This is a genomic window from Gimesia chilikensis (assembly GCF_007744075.1).
Lineage (GTDB): Bacteria > Planctomycetota > Planctomycetia > Planctomycetales > Planctomycetaceae > Gimesia > Gimesia chilikensis_A.
Genome location: NZ_CP036266.1, coordinates 6,350,985 through 6,374,502, shown reverse-complemented (window position 1 = coordinate 6,374,502; position 23,518 = coordinate 6,350,985). Strand labels below are relative to the sequence as shown.

The 23,518-nt window shown below is 51.8% G+C and carries 18 protein-coding genes; 11 read left to right on the top strand and 7 right to left on the bottom strand.

The genetic code is table 11. The features are described 5' to 3' along the window. Positions 1-265 precede the first annotated feature (265 nt). The 4 genes from HG66A1_RS23960 (at position 266) to HG66A1_RS23945 (ending at position 4,643) form a co-directional block, all read left to right on the top strand. A complete protein-coding gene (locus tag HG66A1_RS23960) occupies positions 266-571 on the top strand; it encodes a hypothetical protein (RefSeq protein ID WP_145190098.1) in 306 nt (101 codons plus the stop codon). 196 nt (positions 572-767) lie between these two features. Beyond that, on the top strand, positions 768-2,507 hold the full coding sequence (locus tag HG66A1_RS23955) for a SulP family inorganic anion transporter (RefSeq protein WP_197996771.1): 1,740 nt from the start codon (positions 768-770) through the stop codon (positions 2,505-2,507). Further along, positions 2,507-3,622: a DUF3524 domain-containing protein gene (locus HG66A1_RS23950; RefSeq protein ID WP_145190092.1), complete on the top strand. Its 1,116-nt coding sequence runs from the start codon at positions 2,507-2,509 to the stop codon at positions 3,620-3,622. Before HG66A1_RS23955 ends, HG66A1_RS23950 begins: the two co-directional genes overlap by 1 nt. A 376-nt stretch (positions 3,623-3,998) precedes the next feature. Next, the gene (locus HG66A1_RS23945; RefSeq protein ID WP_145043104.1) at positions 3,999-4,643 is read left to right on the top strand and encodes a hypothetical protein; all 645 of its coding nucleotides are present in this window, start codon (positions 3,999-4,001) and stop codon (positions 4,641-4,643) included. 44 nt (positions 4,644-4,687) lie between these two features. Here the strand turns inward: HG66A1_RS23945 and HG66A1_RS23940 are convergent, their stop codons facing one another. After that, positions 4,688-6,028 (bottom strand): replication-associated recombination protein A, encoded by a 1,341-nt coding sequence (locus HG66A1_RS23940; RefSeq protein ID WP_145190089.1) that lies wholly within the window; start codon positions 6,026-6,028, stop codon positions 4,688-4,690. A 280-nt stretch (positions 6,029-6,308) separates the two neighbouring features. Beyond that, the gene (locus HG66A1_RS23935) at positions 6,309-9,656 is read right to left on the bottom strand and encodes a PVC-type heme-binding CxxCH protein (protein ID WP_145190086.1); all 3,348 of its coding nucleotides are present in this window, start codon (positions 9,654-9,656) and stop codon (positions 6,309-6,311) included. A gap of 336 nt (positions 9,657-9,992) precedes the next feature. On the opposite strand from HG66A1_RS23935, the gene HG66A1_RS23930 reads away from it, so the two are divergent. Together HG66A1_RS23930 and HG66A1_RS23925 are read left to right on the top strand one after the other, a co-directional pair. Continuing rightward, positions 9,993-11,273, top strand: coding sequence for a glucose-1-phosphate adenylyltransferase (locus HG66A1_RS23930; protein WP_145190083.1), 1,281 nt, complete (start codon positions 9,993-9,995; stop codon positions 11,271-11,273). 377 nt (positions 11,274-11,650) lie between these two features. Continuing rightward, positions 11,651-12,820 (top strand): hypothetical protein, encoded by a 1,170-nt coding sequence (locus tag HG66A1_RS23925; RefSeq protein ID WP_145190080.1) that lies wholly within the window; start codon positions 11,651-11,653, stop codon positions 12,818-12,820. Positions 12,821-12,857: 37 nt separating this feature from the next. Here HG66A1_RS23925 and HG66A1_RS23920 read toward each other — a convergent pair whose 3' ends face one another. Beyond that, positions 12,858-13,394 carry a hypothetical protein gene (locus HG66A1_RS23920; RefSeq protein WP_145190077.1) on the bottom strand — a complete coding sequence of 179 codons (537 nt, stop codon included), beginning with the start codon at positions 13,392-13,394 and terminating at the stop codon, positions 12,858-12,860. Between the two features lie 154 nt (positions 13,395-13,548). On the opposite strand from HG66A1_RS23920, the gene HG66A1_RS23915 reads away from it, so the two are divergent. Together HG66A1_RS23915 and HG66A1_RS23910 are read left to right on the top strand one after the other, a co-directional pair. Next, on the top strand, positions 13,549-14,196 hold the full coding sequence (locus HG66A1_RS23915) for a pentapeptide repeat-containing protein (RefSeq protein WP_145190074.1): 648 nt from the start codon (positions 13,549-13,551) through the stop codon (positions 14,194-14,196). A gap of 173 nt (positions 14,197-14,369) precedes the next feature. Then, entirely contained in the window at positions 14,370-15,479 is a 1,110-nt protein-coding gene (locus HG66A1_RS23910) for a hypothetical protein (RefSeq protein WP_145190071.1), read from the top strand. A gap of 416 nt (positions 15,480-15,895) precedes the next feature. Here HG66A1_RS23910 and HG66A1_RS23905 read toward each other — a convergent pair whose 3' ends face one another. Beyond that, positions 15,896-16,699 (bottom strand): GNAT family N-acetyltransferase, encoded by an 804-nt coding sequence (locus HG66A1_RS23905; RefSeq protein ID WP_145190068.1) that lies wholly within the window; start codon positions 16,697-16,699, stop codon positions 15,896-15,898. A gap of 369 nt (positions 16,700-17,068) precedes the next feature. On the opposite strand from HG66A1_RS23905, the gene HG66A1_RS23900 reads away from it, so the two are divergent. Then, the gene (locus HG66A1_RS23900; RefSeq protein ID WP_197996770.1) at positions 17,069-17,746 is read left to right on the top strand and encodes a hypothetical protein; all 678 of its coding nucleotides are present in this window, start codon (positions 17,069-17,071) and stop codon (positions 17,744-17,746) included. 115 nt (positions 17,747-17,861) lie between these two features. Here HG66A1_RS23900 and HG66A1_RS23895 read toward each other — a convergent pair whose 3' ends face one another. Continuing rightward, entirely contained in the window at positions 17,862-18,890 is a 1,029-nt protein-coding gene (locus HG66A1_RS23895; RefSeq protein ID WP_145190062.1) for a PDZ domain-containing protein, read from the bottom strand. 496 nt (positions 18,891-19,386) lie between these two features. On the opposite strand from HG66A1_RS23895, the gene HG66A1_RS23890 reads away from it, so the two are divergent. Both HG66A1_RS23890 and HG66A1_RS23885 read left to right on the top strand, forming a co-directional pair. Continuing rightward, positions 19,387-20,394 carry a 6-bladed beta-propeller gene (locus HG66A1_RS23890; RefSeq protein ID WP_232106657.1) on the top strand — a complete coding sequence of 336 codons (1,008 nt, stop codon included), beginning with the start codon at positions 19,387-19,389 and terminating at the stop codon, positions 20,392-20,394. A 38-nt stretch (positions 20,395-20,432) separates the two neighbouring features. After that, entirely contained in the window at positions 20,433-21,089 is a 657-nt protein-coding gene (locus tag HG66A1_RS23885; protein ID WP_145190059.1) for a hypothetical protein, read from the top strand. A 30-nt stretch (positions 21,090-21,119) separates the two neighbouring features. On the opposite strand, the gene HG66A1_RS23880 is transcribed toward HG66A1_RS23885, so the two are convergent. Together HG66A1_RS23880 and HG66A1_RS23875 are read right to left on the bottom strand one after the other, a co-directional pair. Further along, entirely contained in the window at positions 21,120-21,899 is a 780-nt protein-coding gene (locus HG66A1_RS23880; protein WP_145190056.1) for a BPL-N domain-containing protein, read from the bottom strand. A gap of 29 nt (positions 21,900-21,928) precedes the next feature. Next, a complete protein-coding gene (locus HG66A1_RS23875) occupies positions 21,929-23,230 on the bottom strand; it encodes a carcinine hydrolase/isopenicillin-N N-acyltransferase family protein (protein WP_145190053.1) in 1,302 nt (433 codons plus the stop codon). Positions 23,231-23,518: the final 288 nt, after the last annotated feature.

The window sequence follows — 23,518 nt, the reverse complement described above, 5'->3', positions numbered from 1 at the left end:
CACACTTAATTAAGCATGATCGTTAAGCTTTCTCTATAAGACCACACTTTAATATAGGTTACATTTTGTTGAAGTTATTCATATTCTCACATGATAAGAGGTGAATGTGAATACCACAGACCGAGGAAAATGTGATTTAATCATGACTCGCAAAGCACTTAGGGTTAAATTCTGAACTTTATTACCCTGCGGGGGCTTCCCTGAATTCAGATAAATTTGTCAAGAAATAATTGACAAATCGAATCGGGTAAAATACCTTTGATACATGTTTCAGACTGCCCGCCACGCCCTGATGTTTCTCTGCTGTGCCATTGTTGCACTCGACATCGTATTGTTTCTGGGCGGACCTGCTCTTGTGCAGTCTGAAGGTGAGAATCAGGACTGGTTCTGCTCTGAATTTGAGTTTGAAGAAAACGAAGAATCTGGTGAAGAAGAACCGCTGATCCAGGATGTGGAACTGCTTGTCGAAGTTTCCCACTTGAGCTCACCCCTCTTTGATGTTGAATTTCATATCAACGAATCCGATCGAGACGAAACCCATGTTTCTCGGGGGCCGCCAGCGCTTAGCTGAGTTCACGCCTGTTTTTTCGATATTCTCCATCGCGCTCATTAACGTTCCTCATGTGTTCCACTGTTGAGTCTGCTGCGCGAATAATTCTATGTTGGTGCATGACCAGTCTGGTCGTTGTTCCCGGGATAGAGGATATCTTCAAGTTCACCCCGCCTGAGCTTAAATGATTCAGGTCCATCGATCATGGATTCTTTCAATGTCACAAAATCAATTCGATCAACCCAGGTTCAACGTCAAAAGCTATCTCAACGAATTTAACCCCTGGCACAATATTAAAATTATGCATACCAATGTCCCCAACGATATTCTCGCGGGGATCACGGTGGCTGTTATCGCGATGCCACTGGCACTCGCGTTCGGGGTTGCTTCCGGGCTGGGAGCGGAAGCCGGGATGTGGGCCGCCATCTGTGGTGGGATTCTGGTCGGTCTATTCGGTGGATCCAACACCGGAGTCAGTGGTCCAACGGGGCCCAAAGTCGTTCAGCTGGCTGCGATTATCGCGGCAACCAAACTGGCCAGTGGAGAACCCGATATTGTCTTTGCGATGTCAATGGTCTTTCTGAGCGGTCTGATTTGTGTTGCTCTGGCATTGATGAAGATTGGACGGTTTATTTATTACACTCCTTATTCGGTTGTCTCCGGATTCATGTGCGGTATCGGCGTGATCATCATCCTGCTTGAGATTCCACCCATGCTCGGTTTTGCCACTCCCAATTCCGTGATGGGTGCCATCAAGCAGATTCCGTATGACATCATGCACGAAAAGCCGCATGCCCTGATTGTGTCCCTGGCGACATTCGCGACGATTCTTATCTGGCCGCGACTGACTAAGAAACAGTGGCTGCCTGCCCCGTTGATGGGGCTGATCGTGGGAACCAGCCTTGCGCATCTGCTGCAATTCAAGGACATAGAATATATCGCTTCGATGCCGGTAGGCGTGCCTCATCTCTACTGGCCCGATTTCTCCCGTTTTGGTGATATGGTCGGCGGCGCGTTCGCTCTGGCCGGACTGTGTATTTTTGACTCGCTGCTGACCTGTCTGGTGGCAGATAATATGACCAACGAACGGCATAACAGCGACCGGGAAATCTTCGGTCAGGGAATTGCCAACATGGGCTGCGGGATTGTCGGGGGCGTGACAACTGCAACCGCTACCATGCGGACCGTGGCGAATATCAAGTGTGGCGGAAAGACCGGCCTGGCTTCGATCACGCATGGCCTGGTGCTGCTGGCACTCATGCTCGGGCTGGCGCCTTATGCCAGTTACATCCCCATGGCCTGTCTGGCGGGAATTTTGTTGAAAGTCGGTATGGATATCATTGACTACCGGGTGCTGCCGGTCCTGCATCGTATGCCGTTTACGGATTCGATCTGCTTCTGGGCAGTTTTGATTCTGACGATCTCGGTCGACCTGCTCGTGGCGATGGGAGTCGGTATTACGATCGCTTTTGTGCGGATTGTGCAGGAACTGGGGCAAGCATATGAGCAGAATGTGGTCAATCTGAATGAAATCAGCCGGCCACTGCCCGCTGATGTCTCCATGCCGGAGGACCTCAAAGAAAAAGTTCTCAAACTGCGACTGGAAGGTCCGCTGTTCTTTGGTGTTTCTGATACAATCTACCGGACTTCCTCAGCGCTGGTCGATTACAAGTATCTGATCGTCCGCATGGCACGGGTGCCCATGGTGGATATGTCGGGGGCGTATCTCCTGGAAGATATCATCGACAAAGCGCATGACCAGGGGGCAACCGTGTTCTTTACCGGTTTACGCCCTCAGGTGGAGCGAACCTTGAACCGCTTGAAGGTCATCGAAAAGGTGTCTGAAGAGAACTGCCTGGCGACCTTCAATGACGCCATTCTGCGGATTCAGGAACTGGAAAGCCGGCAGTCTGACACAGAACATCAGGTTGAGTACGAAGACGTAAGCAGGGTTTAATGCGAATACTGGCAATCAATGCGTATCATGGTGGGAGTCATCGCGATTTCCTGCAGCATTGGGTCTCGCATAGTTGCCATGAATTCACTGTCCTGACATTACCTCCGCGGCATTGGAAGTGGAGAATGCAGCACGCTGCTTTAACCCTCGCTACCGAGGTTGAGCAGCGCTTTGCATCCGGCGCCTGCTGGGATGTGCTGTTTGTGACCGACATGTTCGATTTGACGACGTTTCTGGGGCTGGTCCGTAAAGAGATTACGGACTTGCCCCGCATCGTCTATTTTCATGAGAACCAGTGGACCTATCCGGTTCCTGAAAACGAAATCCGTGATCTGACCTACGGATTTATCAATCTGAAATCGGCTATTTCTGCGAACGCACTCTGGTTTAATTCCGACTTTCATCGACGGGAGTTTTTTCAGGGTTCGGCTGAGTTCCTGCAACGTATGCCGGACTATGCTTCAGTAGACGTGCTGAAACCACTGCAGCAAAAGTCGTCCGTGCGCCCCCCGGGAATTCCCTCTCTGACAGAAAATACCCGGGAAAGGAAGTCCGGTCCGCTACAGATACTGTGGGGGGCTCGCTGGGAATATGATAAGAATCCGGAGCAGTTCTGTGACGCGGTGGCGCAACTGGATACACAGGGTGTTGATTTCCGACTGAGTGTGCTGGGCCAGTCCACTCCGGAAATCCCCGACTGCTTTCTGGAATTGAAATCAAAATTTGCAGACCGGATTGATCATTGGGGGTTTCTCGAAAGTCGATCCGACTATCAGCGGGCCCTGCAGGCGTCGGATATTGTGATCTCAACCGCCTGGCATGAATTCTTTGGGATTTCGATCCTGGAAGCGGTCGAAGCCGGTTGTCTGCCAGTGCTGCCGAACCGACTTTCATATCCCGAGATATTTGCTGAGGCTCCCGAATGTTTCTATGACGGATCAACCGAGGCACTGGTTGCGAAGGTCATGGAGTATTCGCAACTGCTGCAATCGGACCAGGTAAACACGGACATGCGGGAGCGGCTGAAAAAAATCTGTCTCCGCTATCATTGGGAGCGGGTCGCCCGGATGCTGGATGAAGGTGTTTCAGAGTGCAGTCGCAGCCGTCGTGCCTGAATAAGATCTGAAGTCATAACCGGCATAAACCCGCTTCAAAATTGTGCTGATATGTATAACTGGTACCCGTTCCAGAGGACTGTAACGGTTATAACAATCGGAGCCAGAATGCCGGTTACGCGAGATGCATGAAATCTGGCTTGATGAGTAATTTGGGCCCTGTTTTATAGTACTGACAGAGAGTCATGCACTTGAATCAATCCAGCGTTTTTCGCTGTAAATTGAAAACTTTTTTATTGTGTTTGGGATACTGCTCTGGCAAAGTAATACCTGTCAGTGACCGCGTGATTCTGATTTCATGACGGTCTCACCAACTTTGATTAAAGACTGTATGAAGCATCTGAGATCTACCCACTTTTGCCAAGCGATTATCATCATGCTTACAATTTCAAAAGACATCCTGCCACAGACTTTTCTGAGCTACATCGCCTTCCGGATTGCATTCATGGACACTCTGGAACGCATTGCTCTGGCAAAGCAGGTTGGAGACGATCCGTTCGAATCATTCGGATATCTGACTGAGGTCCCGTTCCTGAGAAGTGTGCCGCCACACGTGCAACTGGATCTGCTGTCAGTCACCTGGGCCAAGCATCTGGCCAGTGAAAACGTGGAAGGCGACCTCGTTGATGAAAGCGTTGTATACGCGGTCTGTGAAACGGCTGCCCGCATCATCGACGAACAACCTGACGAAGCACGTCGTTACCTTGAGGGGGGACCACTCGACGTGCATATCGCCATTGATCATTTCCTGTCATCGGAAGTTCGCAATCTGCATTTGAATCTGTCTAACGAAGGCGATTTCCTGCTGATCAGCCAGTTTCAGGATATGTCTCCTGAAGAGGCTCTGCCGATGAAAGAAGAATTTGGGATTCAGGAAGAAGAAATTGAACCCATGTTCGATGTGTTGATGCAATGGTACATGTCGGTTGACTTCATGCCCAACCTGGAAGGGTTGCTGCAGGAACGGGAAGTCGCCCGGGCGATCACAATCGTCGGTCTGAAACAGCAGCCACTGTGCTGATTCAGCACGGTCAGGCTTTGACTGACGAGATGCAACGAGGGGGATCAGGAACGGTTGTTATCATCCGTTCCTGATTTTTTTTCGCGCCGTTCCTTGAATACCTCCAGCCGCTTGCGGATTGTCGCTTCGAAGCCGCGTTCAACGGGGCGGTAGTATTCGCGTTCCACTCCCAGATAATCCTGGTCGACCCAGCCCTCCTCTGACGCATGGGCGTACTGGTAACCTTCGCCGTGTCCCAGTTGACTGGCCCCGCGGTAATGTGTGTCTTTCAAATGCACGGGGACAGGCAGCAGAGACTTGTTTCGCACGTCAGAGAGTGCCTCATCAATGGCGACATAGGAAGCGTTGGATTTCGGCGCGGTGGCGATATAGGTCACCGCCTGTGCCAGCAGGATCCGACCTTCGGGCATACCGATTTTTTCGACCGCCGCAAAGGTGGAATTCGCGATCAGGAGTGCCATCGGGTCTGCATTGCCTACGTCTTCTGAGGCAGCGATCACGATGCGGCGGGCCAGAAAACGCGGGTCTTCGCCCGCTTCAATCATACGGGCCAGCCAGTACAGGGCGGCGTCCGGGTCACTGCCGCGCATACTTTTAATCAAGGCAGAAGCGGAATCATAGTGGGCATCGCCATCCTGGTCGTATTGAATCGCTTTTTTCTGAATCGATTCCTGGGCGACTTCCAGATCGAATACTCGATCCTGACCGTAGAGGGAGAGGACCCCGATTTCCAGTGCATTTAGAGAGCGTCGGGCATCTCCATCACAGACTTCAATCAGAAAGTCGAGAGCCTCGGCTTCGACTTCAACGCTGTAGCGGGCCAGTCCCCGTTTTTCATCCTGCAGGGCCCGGTGCATCAGCGTACGGATTTCGTCCGCCGTCAGTGCCTGGAATTCGAAGATCTGGCTCCGGCTGATGAGGGCAGAAACGAGCGAGAAAAACGGGTTCGAAGTCGTTGCACCGATCAGGGAGACAACCCCCGATTCCACATCCGGTAACAAGACGTCCTGCTGAACTTTGCTGAAGTGATGCAGCTCATCAATGAAGAGAATGGTCTGCATGCCCCCCGAGGCCAGTTCATCGCGGGCCCGGTCCAGGGCGGCGCGGACTTCTTTGATACCGGCAGAGGCGGCATTGAGTGCTTCAAAGCGGCGGTTAGATTGACGGGCAATCAGTTCTGCGAGTGAGGTTTTACCGGTGCCGGGAGAGCCGAAGAAGATCAGCGAGCCAATCCGGTCGGCGGCGAGGATGCGTCGCAGAAGTTTTCCCTCGCCCAGAAAATGCTGCTGTCCGACAAACTCTTCCAGGGAGCGCGGACGCATGCGGGCTGCCAGCGGTTTCGCCTTTTCGAGGTGCTGCGATTCCTGCTGATCGAACAAGCCCATGTAAAAAACCTCCGCCAAGTGATTCGTTCGCGGGTGTTATTAGAACCCGTGATTGCAAAGTGGGAACCTGATAACTCGGGTTGTGTGAGCCGGATATACCGGATTTACACGCGGCCGAATCTCGTGGGTCCCCCTAGAAATATTTGTAGGGTCAACTCACGATTTTGAATCAACATGACAGAGGCTTGTTTCTCTGTTTCGTATGTTCTCATTTTAACCGGCTACCCTTTGTAAAACAAGGAGCCGATTTTAGAAATAATATTCTTCAAAAACAACCAGATCAGCCTTCGTGCTTAGCCGATGGACCTTTTGGTTTCTGTTTCTGTTGAATGAGAAATTCAACGAGGTCCCGCAGATCGTCTTTACTGAGCTGCTTGACGATTTCTTCAGGCATTGCCGATTTCCCGGTCGCCCGTTCGTCGATTTCGTCCTTGGGAACACGAATCACGGTCCCTTTGGCATCCATAACCTCCAAGGTATCATCGGTTTCATTGCGGATGATACCGACGACCACCTTGCCGTCCAGCAAAGCCAGCACGGCAGTTTCGAATCCTTTCGCGATCGCTTTGTTCGGTGCGACGATTGCTTCGAGCAGATAACGGCGATCTTTATCACGGCCGATTCCCGAAAGATCGGGGCCGACTTCGCCGCCGTTATTGCGGATTTGATGACAGCGACGACAGGAAGTGTCGCTGCGACCAAAAAAGATTTCACGTCCCCGGGCAGCATTCCCACCAGACAGCGATTCGAGGTAGTTCGCTAACGCATCCCCCTCGGGGCGCTGAGCTTCATACTGATCACGGAGTTGGTCCAGTTCGGGTGATTTCTTCTGCGCGGCTGCCTTGAGCAGATCCAGTTGAATTTCCGCGGGAACCTCCTGCTTGACCAGTCGTTGCATCCATCTGGTCAGGATGGTAGTTGCTTCCGGGATCTGCATTTCAGCCAGGGTGGCGATGGCGCCCTGTTTTTCTGACGTTTGTCCCGATTCAATGGCCTGTTCCAGGGGCTGCAGGGCGGCCTCTGGTTCATGGCGAGCCAGTACATTGCGACCAGCGACTCTCAATGCGGCATGCTTGTCCCGAATAGCGGTTTTAGCGATCTCTGAAATGCCCGGGTAGCCGAGTTTATCCAGTGCCTTGAGTGAAGCGACTCGAACATCAACGGGACGTTTTACATCTTCCACCATTTTGGCCAGCATGGGGGCGGCTTCCTTGATGCCATATTTTGCTGCCAGTCCGGTGCCTGCTTCCTTGATCTTCTCCGAGCTGCTGAACAGGTCGGGGACGATGGGACCGACGATTTCCGCCAGTTCGACCGGTTGCCGGTTTTCGATGGGCTGCCAGCGTCCAAGAACCCGATCCAGGGGCTCCGGCTCATTCCACTGGCTCAGTTCTTGAATCGCTTCCAGGCGGAGCGTTTCAGGGACATTTTTATCGGCGGCAATCTTTGCCAACAGGGCGGCGTTTTCAGCACCTCCCAGTCGGAAGTTCGCATTCATCACCCGGCGGAGCAGGGGATCGGCCATGTCCGGATTCAGGGAAACCGCTGCGAGGTCTGGTACCGCAGCGGGAATGGGAGCATCGTTAATCGCCCGGGCCGCTTCGAGCACGATCTGGGGATCGGAATCCTGCAGGAACAGACCAACTTCCTTACGCTGCAGACGACGCAGAGCAACAACCGCAGCCAGGCGAACTGCCGCCGATTCGTTGTTGACCGCGGCAACTAACTGGTCTGCTGCCCCGATGCGGGACAGTGCCAGAATCGCAGAATGACGCAGCATCGGGTCGGCATTGTTATTCTGCTTGAGTAGCTCAAACAATGCGGGAACCGCTGCCTGTGACTTAAAGTGCCCCAAGGCAACTGCGGCGAAGTATTGTACGCGGGCATTCGAATCTTTGAGCAGTTCAATCAGGGTCGGAGTTGCAGAAGTAAATCCGGCTTCCCCGATCACTTTGGCAGTCTGAGCTCTGACTTCGCTGTCCGGATCTTTGAGCAGACTTTGAATGCCGGCGACTGCAGAACTTGTCTGACGCCCCAACTGTCCGATGCCCCAGATGGCATGCAGGCGGGCAAACAGATCGTTCCCATTCAGGGCGACATTCTGTAGAGAATCCAGGGCACTCCGATTGACGAGGGCAAACTGGGCTTCCATGCGAATTCGCTGATCCGGATGCGCGAGCAGACCGACCAGTTCCTCAGTGGAACGTTCTGAAAAGCCTGCTTTCATGAGTTCTGCAGAGTGAACTTCTTTCGCTTCCCCTGCATGTCTGGTATCAGTGAACTGATAGATGCGGCCTTTGCCCAGTCCGTTCCAGCCGTTGACCCAGTCAGAGACATACAGGCTGCCGTCGTAGCCAAAGTCGACATCGGTCGCGAGGATCTGCCAGATAAATTCATGGGAGTCGGTCAGTTCAAAGGAAGCTCCCTTCGGTTTGACGGCAAACGAACGGATACCGCTGCGTGAGGGAGTCCCCCGGAAGTCGGCCAGGAAGAAGTGACCTTTATAACGATCAGCGAGACCCACGCCCGGGTAGTGGACCAGTCCGGATGGACCATCAGACAAATTTACGATCGGGGGAACCATGTAAGCCGGCTGACCTTCGTGAGCGGGGTGCCAGATCTTTTCCCGATTGAAAGGGCCACGGTCGGACAGGTACTGGTAGTACATCCGCCAGCCGGTATCTCCCCCTTCGACAACATAGACCCAGCGGGCCTTGTCGCCGCTGTCTGAGTTGTTGTCGCCTGTGAACAGGTTGCCGTAATCGTCAAACGCCAGTTCCTGCGGGTTACGCAAACCGTAAGCGAATTCTTCGAGTTCTGTCCCGTCCAGGTTGCAGCGGAAGACGGCTCCCGTATCAGGGCGAAACAGGTGTTTGCCTTCTTTGGTTTTGATATTGTATCCCCGGTCGCCGATGCTGAAGTAGAGCCGACCGTCGGGGCCGAGTTTCAGTCCGTGCAGGTCGTGTCCGCGGAAGGCGACCCTGACCCCGTAACCGCTGCTCAGTTTTTCCCGCAGGGTGGCTTTCCCCTCACCTGCCGTGTCTTTGAGACGCCAGACGTGGGGAATGCAGGTGTAATAGACGTATCCACCGCGGGCCAGTACGCCGGCCCCGGTACCGTCTTCAATGTTATTGAAGCCGTCCGCGAAGACGCCGGCATGGTCGGCTTTGCCGTCGTGATCCCGATCCTCGACCAGGCGGATCCGATCGTGTTCGAGCGTGTAGTCTTTGACGTTTTCCTTGAGATGTTTCTTGAAGTAAGCAACGCGATCGGCCACGGTTTCTGCGGCGAGGTCATCATGCAACCAGTCCATATGACTCCGGTTGTCTTCCACACCCTTAGACTGCCGGTAGGTTTCTGCTACGTAAAAACGTCCCTGTTCATCAATGCAGAAGGCGACCGGATTGGCCATCAGCGGTTCCGCAGCAAACAGGCTGACATGCATTCCTTCAGGAACGCGAAAGCCCGAAATTGCCTGTTCCCCTTCCTGCGATGCCTCGGCAATCGCAGGTGTATAGGGTGTCTCGCTGAAAGCTTTGTGAGGGTTCAGAAAGGGGATCAGACTGACCGAACAGGCCAGCAGGAGACGTAAACGAAACGGGAGTTGCAGACAGTGGGCAGGAAACAAAGTAACACTCCTTGGGGTGAGCGGCGGGATTCTGTGGATGAAATTTGTATGAATTCAGGTCGGAAAATCACTACTATCTTAACCGCCTGTAGAAGCGGTTCACAGACTGAGTTTCTCCTATATTCGCTGATCAATACAGATTTGAACCCGAATCGGAATTTTTCCAGAGCTGTGAGAGTACAGTTCATTCTCAACTGGTTTGCAGGGTAGAATCTCAGTAACATGAACTAAATACAATACAGTATCACTAAGAGGCAAGCCGTTCATTAAGTTTGCTTATAAAAGAGAGTGTCATTCGTCTAGAGTGTGCGCAACGCACTAGAATCAGGTTAATCCATGAAAAATATTGTCAGCCTCATCCTGGGAGGGGGCAAAGGAACTCGTCTGTTTCCACTAACACAGCTCCGTTCCAAACCCGCTGTTCCCCTGGCCGGCAAGTATCGTTTGATCGATATTCCGATCTCAAACTGTATCAACAGTGAACTGAATCGCATCTATCTGCTCACGCAGTTCAACTCGGTCAGTCTGCACCGTCACATCCGACAGACATATAAATTTGATTCCTTCGGCGGCGGTTTTGTCGAGATCCTGGCAGCCCAGCAGACGATGGAAGGGACCGACTGGTACCAGGGAACAGCAGATGCTGTCCGTAAGAACATCCGCTGTATCGAACAGTCGGACATCGATTACGTGCTGATTCTCTCCGGCGATCAGTTGTATCGCATGGACTATTCGGAAATGTTGACCAATCATATCGAGTCTAAGGCCGACGTTTCGATCGCGACGGTGCCACTCTCCAGCGAACAGGCCTCGGCGTTTGGGATCATGCGGGTTGATGACACAGGCCGCGTGAAAGGCTTCCTGGAAAAACCGCAGACCGAAGAAGACCTGTCGATGGTGCGGACTTCTCCCGAGTGGATTGACCAGCAGGGCATCGAAAGCCGTGGCCGGGACTGCCTGGCCAGCATGGGCATTTATCTGTTCAATCGCGATCTGCTCGTTGATCTGTTGAAGGCGACCGATTACGAAGATTTCGGTAAAGAAATCTTTCCGATGTCAATCCGGACTCACAAAGTACACGCGCACCTGTTCGACGGTTACTGGGAAGATATCGGGACGATCCGTTCTTTCTACGAAGCGAACCTGGCTCTGGCTCATCCACAGCCACCATTTGACTTCGTCGTGGAGAAGGCGCCGATCTACTCGCGTCCCCGCTTCCTGCCTCCGACGCGCTGCGAAGGAACGCAGATCACCCGCAGCCTGATCGCCGATGGTTGTGAGATTGATGAAGGCTCTGTGATTGAAAACAGCATCATTGGCCTGCGGTGTCGAATTGGTAAAAACGTGACCATTCGCAACTCGGTCATTATGGGGGCCGACTTCTACCAGGACCAATGCAAAGAGCTGGACCAGGACGACCGTCCGCCGATCGGTATTGGCGATGGTGCCTATATTGACGGTGCGATCGTCGACAAGAATTGCCGCGTCGGCAAAGGAGCACGCATTGAACTCAACGGTCATACCGAGACCGACTTTGACCAGAGCGATGTGATGATTCGCGACGGCATTATTGTCGTCCCTAAGGGCACTGTTTTAGAGGAGGGGTGGAAGCTGTAAAGCCACCACTGTGAAAACAGAAAATCAAAAAGCAGTCCTCAGGGGCTGCTTTTTTTACGCCCGGCTTGATTTTGTGTTCATGCGATCATATGGTGGGCGAGTGTGGATTTCAGGTTAAATTTCACTCGCTTTGGGCTATCTGTTGAATCGAGGTCGATCAGATGAGAGTGCTTTGTATTTTTGTGGTTTTGTTTCTGCTATCGTCTCAGGTTCAAGCACAACCGCCTGTTAAACACTATGAGATGGGTTTTGAGACAGTTGAAGTCTTTGAATATATCAAGTCGCTTCGTGAGACGAATCAGCCGATTCCAATTTTTCCAACACGCACCAGTAATGCTTTAATTGTGAGGGCCGTTGCGGACAAATCACGAGCCTCGATGGCAGGACTTCAGGAGAATGATCTGATTCACATTGTCAACGGAAGTCACCTGCGTGCTCCCCGCGCGGGAGATAAGAAACTCAGTCGAATCACCAGTCAGGATGAGTTGAAACTGGGAGTGATCCGACGGGAGGAAAATCGATGGAATCGAATCTCCGTTGTGCTACCTGCGATCTCAGATGAGACGGCACTCCGACTGAAATTGAGGAAAACTCCAGGTCTCGATTCCGAGCTGCTGCCTGTGGTCAAAGTCAGGCATCGGGAATCTCCGGCTACAATATTTTCTCCGGATAATTTCCAGCTCTACTTTACGGAAACGAATTCACGTCCCACTCAACTCCATCTGAGAATGGCTCAATTACTTCCAGGTAAGACAGTTGGCGGAACATTCATCATCGCGACCGAAGATGGTCAAACTGCTTTCGTGCCCGAGGATGGCTTTGACAGAGATCACAAACCGAGTATTTTTCGACGATCGAAAAGTCCAGAGTGGGGGCCGATCCAGGTTGAACTGCAACTGTTGCTGTCTGAAGAAGGTCAGCGGAAAATCAAAGAGGAATTCCGGGTTGCAGAAGAAGCGTATGAGCGCGAATTCAAAGATTTTAAATTCGATGAAAAGCGGACCGACAAAGCATACCAGGAACGGAATAAAGAGCGATTAAAACAGATTGCCGCGATGGAACGGATCAATGCCGAGCTGATGCGAGTCGAACAAAACCATCAGCGTCTCCTGCGTCGTCAGGAACAGTTGGCGAATCCAGCGAGTATCTCAGGCCGAAATTCGAGGCAACTGACAGATCAATCGCGAAAGGCGATTCGAGCTCTTTACACGGGGCTCACGCCAGAGCAGCAGGAGATCGTCAGAAAATCGGTTGTATCTCACAGAACTCCTGCATTTCTCAATGAAGCTGGTCTACTGCAACTGGAAGAAACGGGATTCGCTGAGTGGGAAATCAAATTGAAAAGAGCCAGCCAAGGCTGGAAATGGTATGACGCACCTGTGAATCCGCAGCAGTTGAAACTACTGCGGGATATCATTTCATCGGATAATGTGACAGTCCATCACGCGAGCGTTCCGGGGCAGAAATTTACAGTCTCTGCCGCTCAGAGGGAGCAGATGAAAATTGTATTAGACGTCTTTTTTGAGCAGGGAGGTAAGGTGCAGTAGTCGTCGATCAATTCAAACTCGAGAAGTCTCTCTTAGCTCAAGAATGGTTGAACGCTTTCCAAAGAACCGCGTGCCGGACATCGACGGCGTGCCAGCAGGCTCCCGAATCTGCTGCGGGGAAATCCTGCCAGGCGACAATGAAGTGGAAACTGCATCGGTTCCCTTTTTCCAGGTCAGGCAGTGTCAGCGTGATCCCTTTTTCGTCGTGTCCCAGCGGGCAGAATTCATATTTCTGCTCTTCCGGCAGACGCGCATTAAGGCACTCTTCATCTTCAGTGCCGATCATAAGCTGCGTCTGAGCATTCTCCCAGGACATTGCAAACAGATGCTGGCCCCCTTCATAAGAGCAGGAGTCGTACTTGTGTCCCCGCAGTCGGCACTCGAATATCAGGTCTTCTACTGGTTCGCGACAGTTAATTTGCAGCAGAATCCCCAGGCAATTGTCTAGTGACATCCCAGCCGGCAACCGGGGTGAGAGCGGCACCTGATCAAGCTGCACCTGCACCCCTGGTGTGACGCCAAAGACGAAAAAATTGATTTCCCCCAGTGGGGTGTCGATGATGAGATTGTGCATGGTTGTCAGATTAAATAACAATTCTGGTATGAATATCATCCAAATATCATGAATGATATCGCATCATTATTTTGTAGAGGCGATTTGATTGTGCGAACTCTACTTTAGAAACACAATACCTGTATCAAATAAGTCTGCTAGAGATGGAAGTAGCATGAACGTTGACTCTCATTTGATTCGTCTGGTGCATGACATTTTGTTTCGTGAGTGGGACCCGCTGGGTGTGAATGCAGATGAAGGCGCCTTCAGTGAGTATTCCAGGTACGATGTTGTGCTTCTCCAATTACTCAAGAGAGGGGCGGATGAACGGCGCGTTGCAGAGCATCTACTGCGAATTCAGGAAAACTCAATGGGGATCAGTCCGACTGATCCTGAGAGGGACAAGGTGATCGCCTTGCGACTGCTGACTGCCTATGAGATTGCCCAGCGTCGCATTCGACCGGCCCGCTCCGCAGAAGAGTTACTGGAACGTTATCAGGCGGGAGAACGTGTTTTCAATGGCAGCCGGATTGAGACGGACGAAAGTGGAATTCTGGCGGGTTGTACTCTGAATGGTCTGGTGCTCCGCAACGCTTATGTGAAGCTCTCGTTTCAGCGGGCGTCACTGCGAGGTGCTGATTTCTGGGACTCGGAGCTAAAGGGCTCTGACTTCTCTTATACCGATTTACGCGGTGCCAGGTTTGTCGGAAGCGTGCTGAGCGACACTTCTTTTCAAGGGGCCCGGCTGGAAGGAGTAGAGTTCAACAATGCCTGTTTTCAGCTGCGCATGTTGAAAACAGGTGAATTCCCAGACAGTTTCTGACATGTGCTCCACCATCATCTACATCTCGCTATTCATTAACCGAGAGGTAAATCTGTTTGCTTTCAGTTCTGTCCTCAGGCTCGTGTGAGTAGAAACATCATTGCTTCCCGACACAAATTATCTACACTGAAATACAATTCAAATAAAATAGCTATTACCGAGGGCTGCTGGTTATGCGTTTAAGACCGTCGAGATTGAATGATAGGGGCTGGTTTCTGTTTTCTGCGATCATATTGTTGACTGGTTGTACTTCTGAAAAACTGGAGATTCCAGTTCCAGTTGAGACTATGACACCTCTCAAGGATACTCAAAACTCGCAGTCATATACTGAACTGGAGGCCTACCGAGATGTTACCAGTGCAGAGTTTAAAGCTGCCTTCGAAGCCAGCATAGGCATTACCGGACAATCAATTCCTGACTGGAGGGCATTTTCAAAAGAGGTCACGAAACAGTCACCCAGTGATTTACAGGTATGGGCGTGCCTGGTAAGAGCAGCATACCAGGCACGTTCTGTAAGATATCAGGGGCTTGAATCTCTGGATTTAGAAACAGCTGATCGTGCGTTTGGCGAACTACAGCAAGCGTTAGAAATCGACCGGTCTTGTGTTGATACCAGAGAGTATGTCGCAGTACGATCTGTATTGGCGAGTTTAGCACAACATGCATCAATGATTAATACGGGGCTCTGGAAGAAAATTAACCAATACCCACTAGGGGCTTCTGAGAAGTCTGTATTAACAGAACAGACGATTGCTGAATTCACTGCAGTCCCGGAACAGTGTGTCGATCTTTTGACTCATTCTGATTCACCTGTTGATCAACAATTTAAAGAATATTCAAAACAGACCTTCACGATGAAGCTCCCAGCTGATTTTGAAGAGACAAATACTGAGCCTGATTCTGTTCTGTCCTACTACAATGCTACTCCATCAAGGTTTCATACTGTCATGATCCTATGTGGGCGCGACGTCAACTTTAAACTGACAGATCAGATGAAGACGATGGCTCCCCAACTGATATTAACTGAAGTTGCTGATCAGCGCATGAAACGAATCGGAGACTCTATTGTCTGTTCGGGGACGACGACTGTCTGCGATGTACCTGCCAGATATTTTCATACAAGAAGAATTCGTTTGGATGCCCGGTTGATTGCCTGTCAGATCTATCTGTTTATCAGAAATGAAGACTTATATGTTATGAGTTTTCACTGCGATGCAGATCAGATAGAGCATTATCGCGATCTGTTTTCTCATGCACGTACGTCATTTCAATTCCTGAAATAGTAGTCGAGTTGCACAGTATTTCCAGAAGACTATTTTCCAGGAATATCATTGCGTCACCACCCCCATCATCTACACTGAAATACCTCTCTCATGTCTAAAGTTGTTCCAGGAGCAGCATGATGTTGCGCTCGTGTCTGATGCTGTTGTCAGGAAAGCGGATGGGCTGAGAACAGAGTCGTAGCTGAGAGTGTAACTGCTGAGTGCGAATACGATTCCGCTGCCGGGCTATTCGGGAAAGCAGACGGCGGTTGTGAAGATGAATGGATTTCAGACACCGATCACCTGGAATGGTCAGACCAATGTGACCAGTCTGCTGGAGCGGTATCGGTGAGGGTGACGTTTGAGGGACGAAAGAAGACTGAGATCCGGTTCAGCGCGATCTATGTACGCGCGAAATAATGACTTTTAAAACAGGCTCACGCAAATTCTGCATGAATGTATTCCCCGATTGGCTGGAATCCCAGTCTGGTGTAGGCTCGAATTGCGGGGGTGTTGTCGTTGTTGACGAACAGGGTGAGTTGTTTGCCCCGGGCGAACCAGTGTCTGCAGGTGGCGCTGACGGTCTGTTTGGCGTAGCCTTTTCCCTGGTGAGCGGGATGTGTCATCACGCCGCCTACCTGGGCGTAGTGCTGAGATAGCCCGTGGACATTGGCTTTGGCGATGATCTCACCTGCCTGTTTCAGTAGCCATTCGTACTCGGGGACAATGCGCGCCCGCTCGTTTTCGGGCACTTCTCTGTCGGCAGGTTGCTCATCCATGATGTTTCCCAGGCGAATGATACCGTCTATGTCGCCTGACGTTCCCTGGACTTCTGCTCCTGTGGAACAGTCATGGAAATTCTCCTGCGCCAACAGGTACAGGGTCTGCTCCCGAACTTTGATGGGGGTGATGCCATGCTGCTGGAGACGGTCGAGGGTTGGGAGTGCATGCCGCTGGAAGGCGACCACATATTTCAGGGGCCGGTTCTGTTTCACGAACTCATCGACAAAGGCATCGATGACAGCGGTGCTCTCAGCGTGCAGTGTGATGTCGTTCCAGAGGCCGAAGTAGACGCCCAGACCTGTCAGCACATCATTTTCGAAATAGCCCAGGTAAGTGTTGAACTCGAAGGGATTGTCAGAGAATTCAAAGCTGCCGATCACGAACATGTTTTCGAGTTCGTGCTGGTATGCATAGTCCAGAATGAGCTGTTGATCTGAGGCGGTTAGTTCACGAAGCATGGAGTGTCGGTTCCGAAGTTTACAGTGTGACAAAATCTGTGGCGGTCAATCGTATAAGACACAATTATGCCAGACAAGGTTCTCGTTTCATGAGAGTTGTGATTGCGCTGCTTACTCCGGCCCGAAATAGGGGTGATTGTTTCTAAAATGTATGAACTTGCATCCGGAACAGTTTTCTGATCTTCTTTCTGTATGTATGTTCTGTTTAATGTTGTCGGGTGAATATTTCTTGAAGGACCTGGGTGGCAGGAAAATATTTCACATGTCAGGGGTGAATTTGTAGTTGTTTTATTATCAGTTCTGAAAAAACTTATTGGGTCGTTCAGGACTAATTAACGTGGCTTTTAGTCTTATGGGAAAGCAATCTTGATGGAATATTATGTAGAGGACTTGAGAAGGTACTCATTACGGGAGTTCTTGAGTAACTATTCGGTCAATACTTTGCTGGGGGTTATTCTCTGGTTTTTGATGAAAATCTATCTTATCAGGCCACAAAATAAGCCTTTTGCTGTGTGCCGATCCTTTAAGGAAAAGCAGGTTGACCTGGATCAAATTCCAGAGCGTTACCAGCCTGATATTTCGAAGGAGCTGAAAATACTTGATGAAGCCGGTTTCATTGAACCGCAGTTGCTAAAGCTAAATTCGGGTCCGATTAAGGATGACTCCAAGCTATCAGGTGTCACGATTTATGCTCTACATCAAGACAAGGTGATGGGCATCAGTTTTGTGATTTATTTTCCGGATGAAACTGAATCGATTCGATCGTCGTACTACATCGTTTCATTTCCGGACTCTACCAGCTCGATTACAACAAGCGACCAGCGGAATCTGATTGATATTGAACCAGGAGACGCTGCAAGTTGCGATCCTGACGCCACACTCATCGAGTTGATTCAAATTCACCAGCAGAGGTTGGCAGAATTAAATGAGTCCTGTCTGACAATTGAAAACGGTGAAGAGCTGCTGCAACTATTTGAAGATCGAGAGAATCGAAAATTTGACTATGATATTAAACGTGGAGTGATGAAACGCGTTGATCTATCCTAAGCATCTGGGGCAGGTCAACTACGACAACGATTTGAATGAAAAAAAAACGCCCGACAAGGTTCACACCTCATCGGACGTTTTACGGGTTGCCTGCAGTGTCATGTATTGCTTACTCCTAGAAGCTGGCTGCGGGCAGCTGAGTCATCTGAACGGTTGCCTGGAGGGGCTCGCCTTCGATGGATTCCAGCAGTTCCATTTCCAGTACGCCACCTGACTGAGCGATGACCTGGCCGAACACTTCGTTGTCGGTGATGACAACACCGTTACACTTCGTGATCACCATTCCCGGTTGCAGGCCGACAGCAGCGGCAGGTGAATTTTCTGCGACTGTTTCCACACCAATCCCTTTGCCGGGCAGCATCATTCCTTTCAGACCGAGGAACCAGCGAACGTCTTCCACAACCACTCCGTTGGGAGCGACATAGTCACAAGTTGGATACACGTAGTTGCAGTACTGGTAGTTACCGGGCACGCAGGTCCGCAGTGGTGTGCAGTAGTTGTACCACCACCAGGAGAAGCGAGGACGATGGTTGTGCCAGTGATGGTTTCCGTGGTGACCGTGATTGTGTCCGTTATGATGTCCATTGTGGTGACCGTTGTGGTTTCCATTATGGTGTCCGTTGCCCTGACCTGGTTTGTGAGGCATGGGCTTGGAAGGCCGTGGTTTTGGAGGACCGTTGCCAACGGGAGGCCGTGGACGAGGTCGTGGTTTGGGAGCTCCCATGCCAGGTTTCGGAGGAGTGATTCCGCCATTGCCTGGTTTGCCATTACCGATACCCGGATCGAGAGGTTTCGGGAACGGTTTGGGTTTGGTGCTTCCGATGCCTGTGAACGGATTCTTACCCGGACGTGTGATGCCGCCGTTACCTGGTTTCCCGTTTCCAATACCCGGATCGAGTGGTTTGGGGAATGGTTTGGGTTTCATTGTGTTATTGCCCGTGAACGGTTTTCTGGTTGGTCGAGTAAAAGTGTTGCCAGGCTTCTTGTTGTTGAACTGGGAGTGAACCTGTTTCATCGAAGTGCGTGGCTGCAGGGAAGAACCCTTATGCTGCATCTTGGAAAACGAGTTCTGATTCATCCGCGTGTTTGTGACACGGTGGTTGAAGTTCTGAGGAGCCTTCATCGTCGATGTTCGGGATCGCATCCCATTATTTCGTGATTGGAAATTCCCTCGTGATCGAGAGGAAAAGTTTGAGCGAGATGAGCTCGAGCGGGAGAAACCAGAGCGACCGTTCGAGTGTCCTCTTCCCCCGGCATAAGCGTCTAATGTCATTGTTCCGGCGACCATCGCCACAATTACCAAACTGAGTGTAAAGCGTTTCATTGTCCTGTTCCCCTTATTTCGTATCAGTTTCCACGATTGTGTTTGTTTTGTTTAACAGGTCCCATGCCTGTCTGACTTACTCAGCGTGAAGCGGGAAAAACTGTTACAGGAAAAATGAGAAAAGTTCTAACTTGTTAAATAGCAGGTGTTTGTCGCGTTGTCTGGCGCGTGGAAATGTGACATATGCAGGTTTTTTGATGAGCAGGTTGCAATCAATTGATGGTCCGCGGATACTGGAATGGTTGGCCTCTGAACAGGGGAAACGTCTTATTTCGGCTGACTTATTAATCTGAATATTTAATGGACAGGAATCCGGATGATGAAGAAGTGCTTGCGTTCAATTGCGGTAGCTGTGGTCTGTTGTCTGGCAGTGCCGGTGATGGCGGCGGAGAAGGTCGAACCGGTGCGGATGGGCTGTGGTATCATGACTTTTGATACGGTGCCCGGCTGGGGGTTCGACGAACAGGGCCGTTCCGTTCTGGGCCCCACCCATGGCGGCGTGGTTGTCGACAAAGAGGGAAATATCTACACGAGTGCCAAGCTGGGCGTGTTCGTCTTCTCACCCGACGGGAAAGTGGTACGCCGTTTTCTGGGAGACGAGTACTCTAACATTCACGATATCGAAATCCGGGATGAGCCCGAAGGGGAATTCATCTACGGTGCCCGCAACGTGGCAGGGGAAGGGATCAAGTTTCACGCCGAGACGGGAGACATCGTTCTCAAACTGCCGTTCCCGAAAGAGTCCGGACTGAACCTCAAGAAGTTTGCCCCGACCGCGATTACCGTCGCCCCCAATGGAGACATTATTCTCTCAGACGGTTACGCCAGTAATTACATCTTCAAGTTCGACAAGGATGGCAAATACAAATCCCACTTCGGTAAGAAGGGGAACGGCTTGAAGGAATTCAACACCGCACACGGGATGACGCTGGATACGCGATACAATCCGCCTCGCCTGTTGATCTGCGACCGTAACCATCAGCCCAAGGGCCGCCTGGTGCATTATGATCTGGATGGGAACTACATCGAAGAAGTGATCACCGGACTGGGCATGCCGACTTCAGTCGCGATCCAGGGAGATTACGTTTCGGTTCCCGACCTGCACGGACGGCTGGTCATTCTGGACAAGACCAACACCATCGTCGCCGTATTGGGTAACAACGAAGATCCGAAAACGCATCGCAACTTCAACGTCCCCCAGGATCAGTGGCGCGAAGGCATCTTCAGCGGTACTCACGGTTCCTACTGGGACAAAGAGGGCAACCTCTATGTGCAGGACTGGAACGTTTCCGGGCGGCTGATGAAGCTGGTGCGGGTGAAGTAAAGGGGAAGAGCTGATCCTGCCTCAACAGGAGTCTGTCGATGAATGGGATTCCGGAGGAGTTTCGTATTGCTGGTGATACTAAAGATGTTCCCAGTGATGTGGACGCCTCCGCGGGGCCGGACATCCCTCTGCGAAAGCGATATGTCATCCTCTTGTTCCTGCTGGCGGTCCTGTTTGTGGGCGTGCCTGTGGGATTGCTGGCGGCTTTGTTCCTGTTGCCTCCTGCGAAATATTCACAAGCGCCACGCTACTATGAAGTGACCGACCCGGGAAGTGACTTCAAGCACTATACCGGTTTCGACTGGCCGGGGTTGGCCCGGGTTGTCTCTGCGGGTGAAGTGAGGCTCGAATTCCTGGGGGATGGTGAATACTACCTGGTCTTCGACACCGATGCGGAGACCATATTACACTGGTTAAAGCAACCTGCCCCGTGGGGAGAAACTGACTGGCAACAGGGACCGGTGCCAGCTGAGATTCCCCGGTTTTTCAACTTTGGTGTCTCAGGGATTAGTGCTTCCGTTCTGGGAACTGAAGCTGTGGGCCCGATCGAAGAGTCGCAGATAGAACGCCTGCTGGATTCTCCAGAGGTTCGCTACACCGCACGACAGCGGGCAAAGAACTCCTGGAACAATGGAGAGATCCTGCTGCTGGATCCTGTGCAGAATCGGGTCTGGTATTCCCGCTGGGATTTATGAAGTCTCTCTTTGGCTGAGCGGGGGAATCGTTCAGTCCACCTGGGCGGCCCAGTAGACTCCAGAGGCGACCAGTGATTTCGGACCGTCCTGGGCTTCCGGGTGAGGACTGTAACAGATCACGCGACCGGCACCGAATTTGGAACGGATGATGGCATGAGTGCCTACCATCGCTCCCGCGGGGGCACCGTTACGGGCCACTTCGGTTTCGAAACTCGCCAGTACTTCGTAGCCCGGGAGGTGCTGCTGGTTGTCGGGGACCAGCAGTGGCCCGTTCTGGTAGCGTACTTTGTAACTTTTTGGACCGCGGGCGAGGACCTGTTGTCCGGCGGGTGTCAGACCGATTTCAACGGTTTCAGCGCCGCGGGCCCAGTGCTGGCGATCCCAGACGCGGGCGTTGATCACTCCCAGCGACCATGGGTAGTGCGATGAGGCGAGGTAGGCCCCGGCGCAGATCCCCACATAACCACCGCCGTTCTGCACAAACTGGCGGACGGCTTTGCGACCTTCCGGTGCCAGTGCTTTCGACTGCTTACTGCCACTGCCGCCGGGCATGATGAGAACGTCGAAGTCTTTGAGTATGCCGTTACGAATCTCGGCAGGACGGACGACCTGATACTTGAATCCATTGGCCGGCGTGAGGAACTGTTTCAGATTACGCGGGCCGTTTGATTCCTTGTCCGGATAGTCAAACACGGCGACACGAACCAGTTTCGTTTCAGCTGTCTGTGCTTCTGCCTGAACTGTGATCGGCAGACAGGCCAGACACAGGATGAAGAAATTCGCACAACGGAATATAATAGTAGAACGCATGGAAGCTATCCTTGGTTTCGTTAGATGTTTCAGGGGATCACGATTGTTTTCTTGACCGGTGCGAACCGGGGAGGCGGAGGAGCAGGCAGGTCGATCGCGGCCTGCTTCATTTCCTGCAGTTCCTGTTGCATCGCCTGCATGGCGAGTGCCGCCATCTTCTGATGAAAGCGGGTGACTGCGCCTTGTGAATAACCGTGTTGTCTGCGGCTGGTCTGAAACGCATGCGTGAGCTTGAGGATCTTGTCTTCTGTTCTCCAGAGGTCTTCCCAGATGCCGGGGAGGGCCTGGGTATCGATGCCGTCACCCTCGGCTGATTTACTCCAGGCGCGCAGGGAAATCGCAATCTCTCCCAGCTCGGCTCCTTTGCGATCTTCCAGCGGGTCAGCGACCTGTTTCATGTCGACCCAACAGGGAACGGCCAGTGAAAAACTGGGATTGCCCAGAATGGTCCACATGGTTGTCAGGCCGGGATTTTCTCCGGGTTTGACGCCATGAAAGACGGCTGCAGAAACGGTGGTGGATCGGCTGATGGTGTTTGCGGTCTGGATGATTTCAGGCAGCTTGCCTTTGGTGCCGTTGACGGTGCCGGGGTGAGGAGTGCCTTGCTGGTTAGACAGGTCGCGTGTCAGGTTGCGGAGCAGATACTCCACGGTGATACCAGTTCCCCGCTGTTGTTCGAGTCGGGAACAGGCCTGGGAATAGCGTTCGGCGGAATAAATCTTCCCCAGGTGTCGCTGCTCGGGAAGGGCCGGCAGACCCTGGGCAGTAGTGGCGAAGTTTGAGCGAACGATGTAGCCATTGGGGGCTGTCCGGGGATCGTTGACGTCAAACATCGTGTAACTGTCGGGACCGGTTTCGAAGAGGGCGGCGCCTCCCCGAGCATCAATGACACCAAAGTTGGAAACAGTGCGACGGCCTGTTTTGTTGGTTTCGTCGAGCAGTTTACGGAAGTCCTCGACTGTTTCACAGGTTTCCAGAGCATGTTTGATGAAACGTCCATTGCCCATGCCGGACTTTTTACCGGGAGTGCCGAGATCTTTGCTTAACGAGTTTTCCAGGCAGAAGCCGGCTTCGTTGACGCCCATGAATGCGGATTTTCGGCTGCCTGCATTGACCACGGCGATGGCGCGGAGCGGACCCTCTTTGAAGAGTACCACTTCATTATGAATGTTTGAGGTGTCCCGGTTTTTCCAGAGCAGTGGTCGGCCGTCAGCGGTCGCTTTGCCACTGATAACAGCGGTCGTGCAGGCGCGGGAGGAAGCAGACCCTGTTCCTGAAATCAGAACCAGCAGCAGTAGCATCCGCAGCAGTGAAGTCACGTTTCGAGCCATGTCGTGTCAGACCTTCTATGAAGAACCAGAAGTCTCTTAATGGTGATTCCGTCCAGAATCTAAATTCTGAGGACATTTTGGGTTCCGATTTTGAGAACCTCAAGTCAGCAGAGGTGCCTGCACGAAACCTGCATCAAATCTTCATATTGTGCAATGTCATTCCCAGCAGGAAAACAAAAAATTAAGATTCGGAGAGGAAAAGGAAAGATATTCTGTCAGGTAGGATGCAGATGTCTTATGCTGGAGGCAGGAAAGCAGCTGTGTTCGCTGTCATTACAGTGTTGCATC

Coding starts and splice junctions, on each gene's coding strand:
- HG66A1_RS23915 (WP_145190074.1), top strand. CDS start 13,549: ATGAACGTTGACTCTCATTTGATTCGTCTGGTGCATGACATTTTGTTT.
- HG66A1_RS23910 (WP_145190071.1), top strand. CDS start 14,370: ATGCGTTTAAGACCGTCGAGATTGAATGATAGGGGCTGGTTTCTGTTT.
- HG66A1_RS23875 (WP_145190053.1), bottom strand. CDS start 23,230: ATGGCTCGAAACGTGACTTCACTGCTGCGGATGCTACTGCTGCTGGTT.
- HG66A1_RS23890 (WP_232106657.1), top strand. CDS start 19,387: ATGATGAAGAAGTGCTTGCGTTCAATTGCGGTAGCTGTGGTCTGTTGT.
- HG66A1_RS23945 (WP_145043104.1), top strand. CDS start 3,999: ATGCTTACAATTTCAAAAGACATCCTGCCACAGACTTTTCTGAGCTAC.
- HG66A1_RS23880 (WP_145190056.1), bottom strand. CDS start 21,899: ATGCGTTCTACTATTATATTCCGTTGTGCGAATTTCTTCATCCTGTGT.
- HG66A1_RS23930 (WP_145190083.1), top strand. CDS start 9,993: ATGAAAAATATTGTCAGCCTCATCCTGGGAGGGGGCAAAGGAACTCGT.
- HG66A1_RS23960 (WP_145190098.1), top strand. CDS start 266: ATGTTTCAGACTGCCCGCCACGCCCTGATGTTTCTCTGCTGTGCCATT.
- HG66A1_RS23920 (WP_145190077.1), bottom strand. CDS start 13,394: ATGCACAATCTCATCATCGACACCCCACTGGGGGAAATCAATTTTTTC.
- HG66A1_RS23950 (WP_145190092.1), top strand. CDS start 2,507: ATGCGAATACTGGCAATCAATGCGTATCATGGTGGGAGTCATCGCGAT.
- HG66A1_RS23940 (WP_145190089.1), bottom strand. CDS start 6,028: ATGGGCTTGTTCGATCAGCAGGAATCGCAGCACCTCGAAAAGGCGAAA.
- HG66A1_RS23925 (WP_145190080.1), top strand. CDS start 11,651: ATGGCAGGACTTCAGGAGAATGATCTGATTCACATTGTCAACGGAAGT.
- HG66A1_RS23900 (WP_197996770.1), top strand. CDS start 17,069: ATGGAATATTATGTAGAGGACTTGAGAAGGTACTCATTACGGGAGTTC.
- HG66A1_RS23905 (WP_145190068.1), bottom strand. CDS start 16,699: ATGCTTCGTGAACTAACCGCCTCAGATCAACAGCTCATTCTGGACTAT.
- HG66A1_RS23895 (WP_145190062.1), bottom strand. CDS start 18,890: ATGCGATCCCGAACATCGACGATGAAGGCTCCTCAGAACTTCAACCAC.
- HG66A1_RS23885 (WP_145190059.1), top strand. CDS start 20,433: ATGAATGGGATTCCGGAGGAGTTTCGTATTGCTGGTGATACTAAAGAT.
- HG66A1_RS23955 (WP_197996771.1), top strand. CDS start 768: ATGTCACAAAATCAATTCGATCAACCCAGGTTCAACGTCAAAAGCTAT.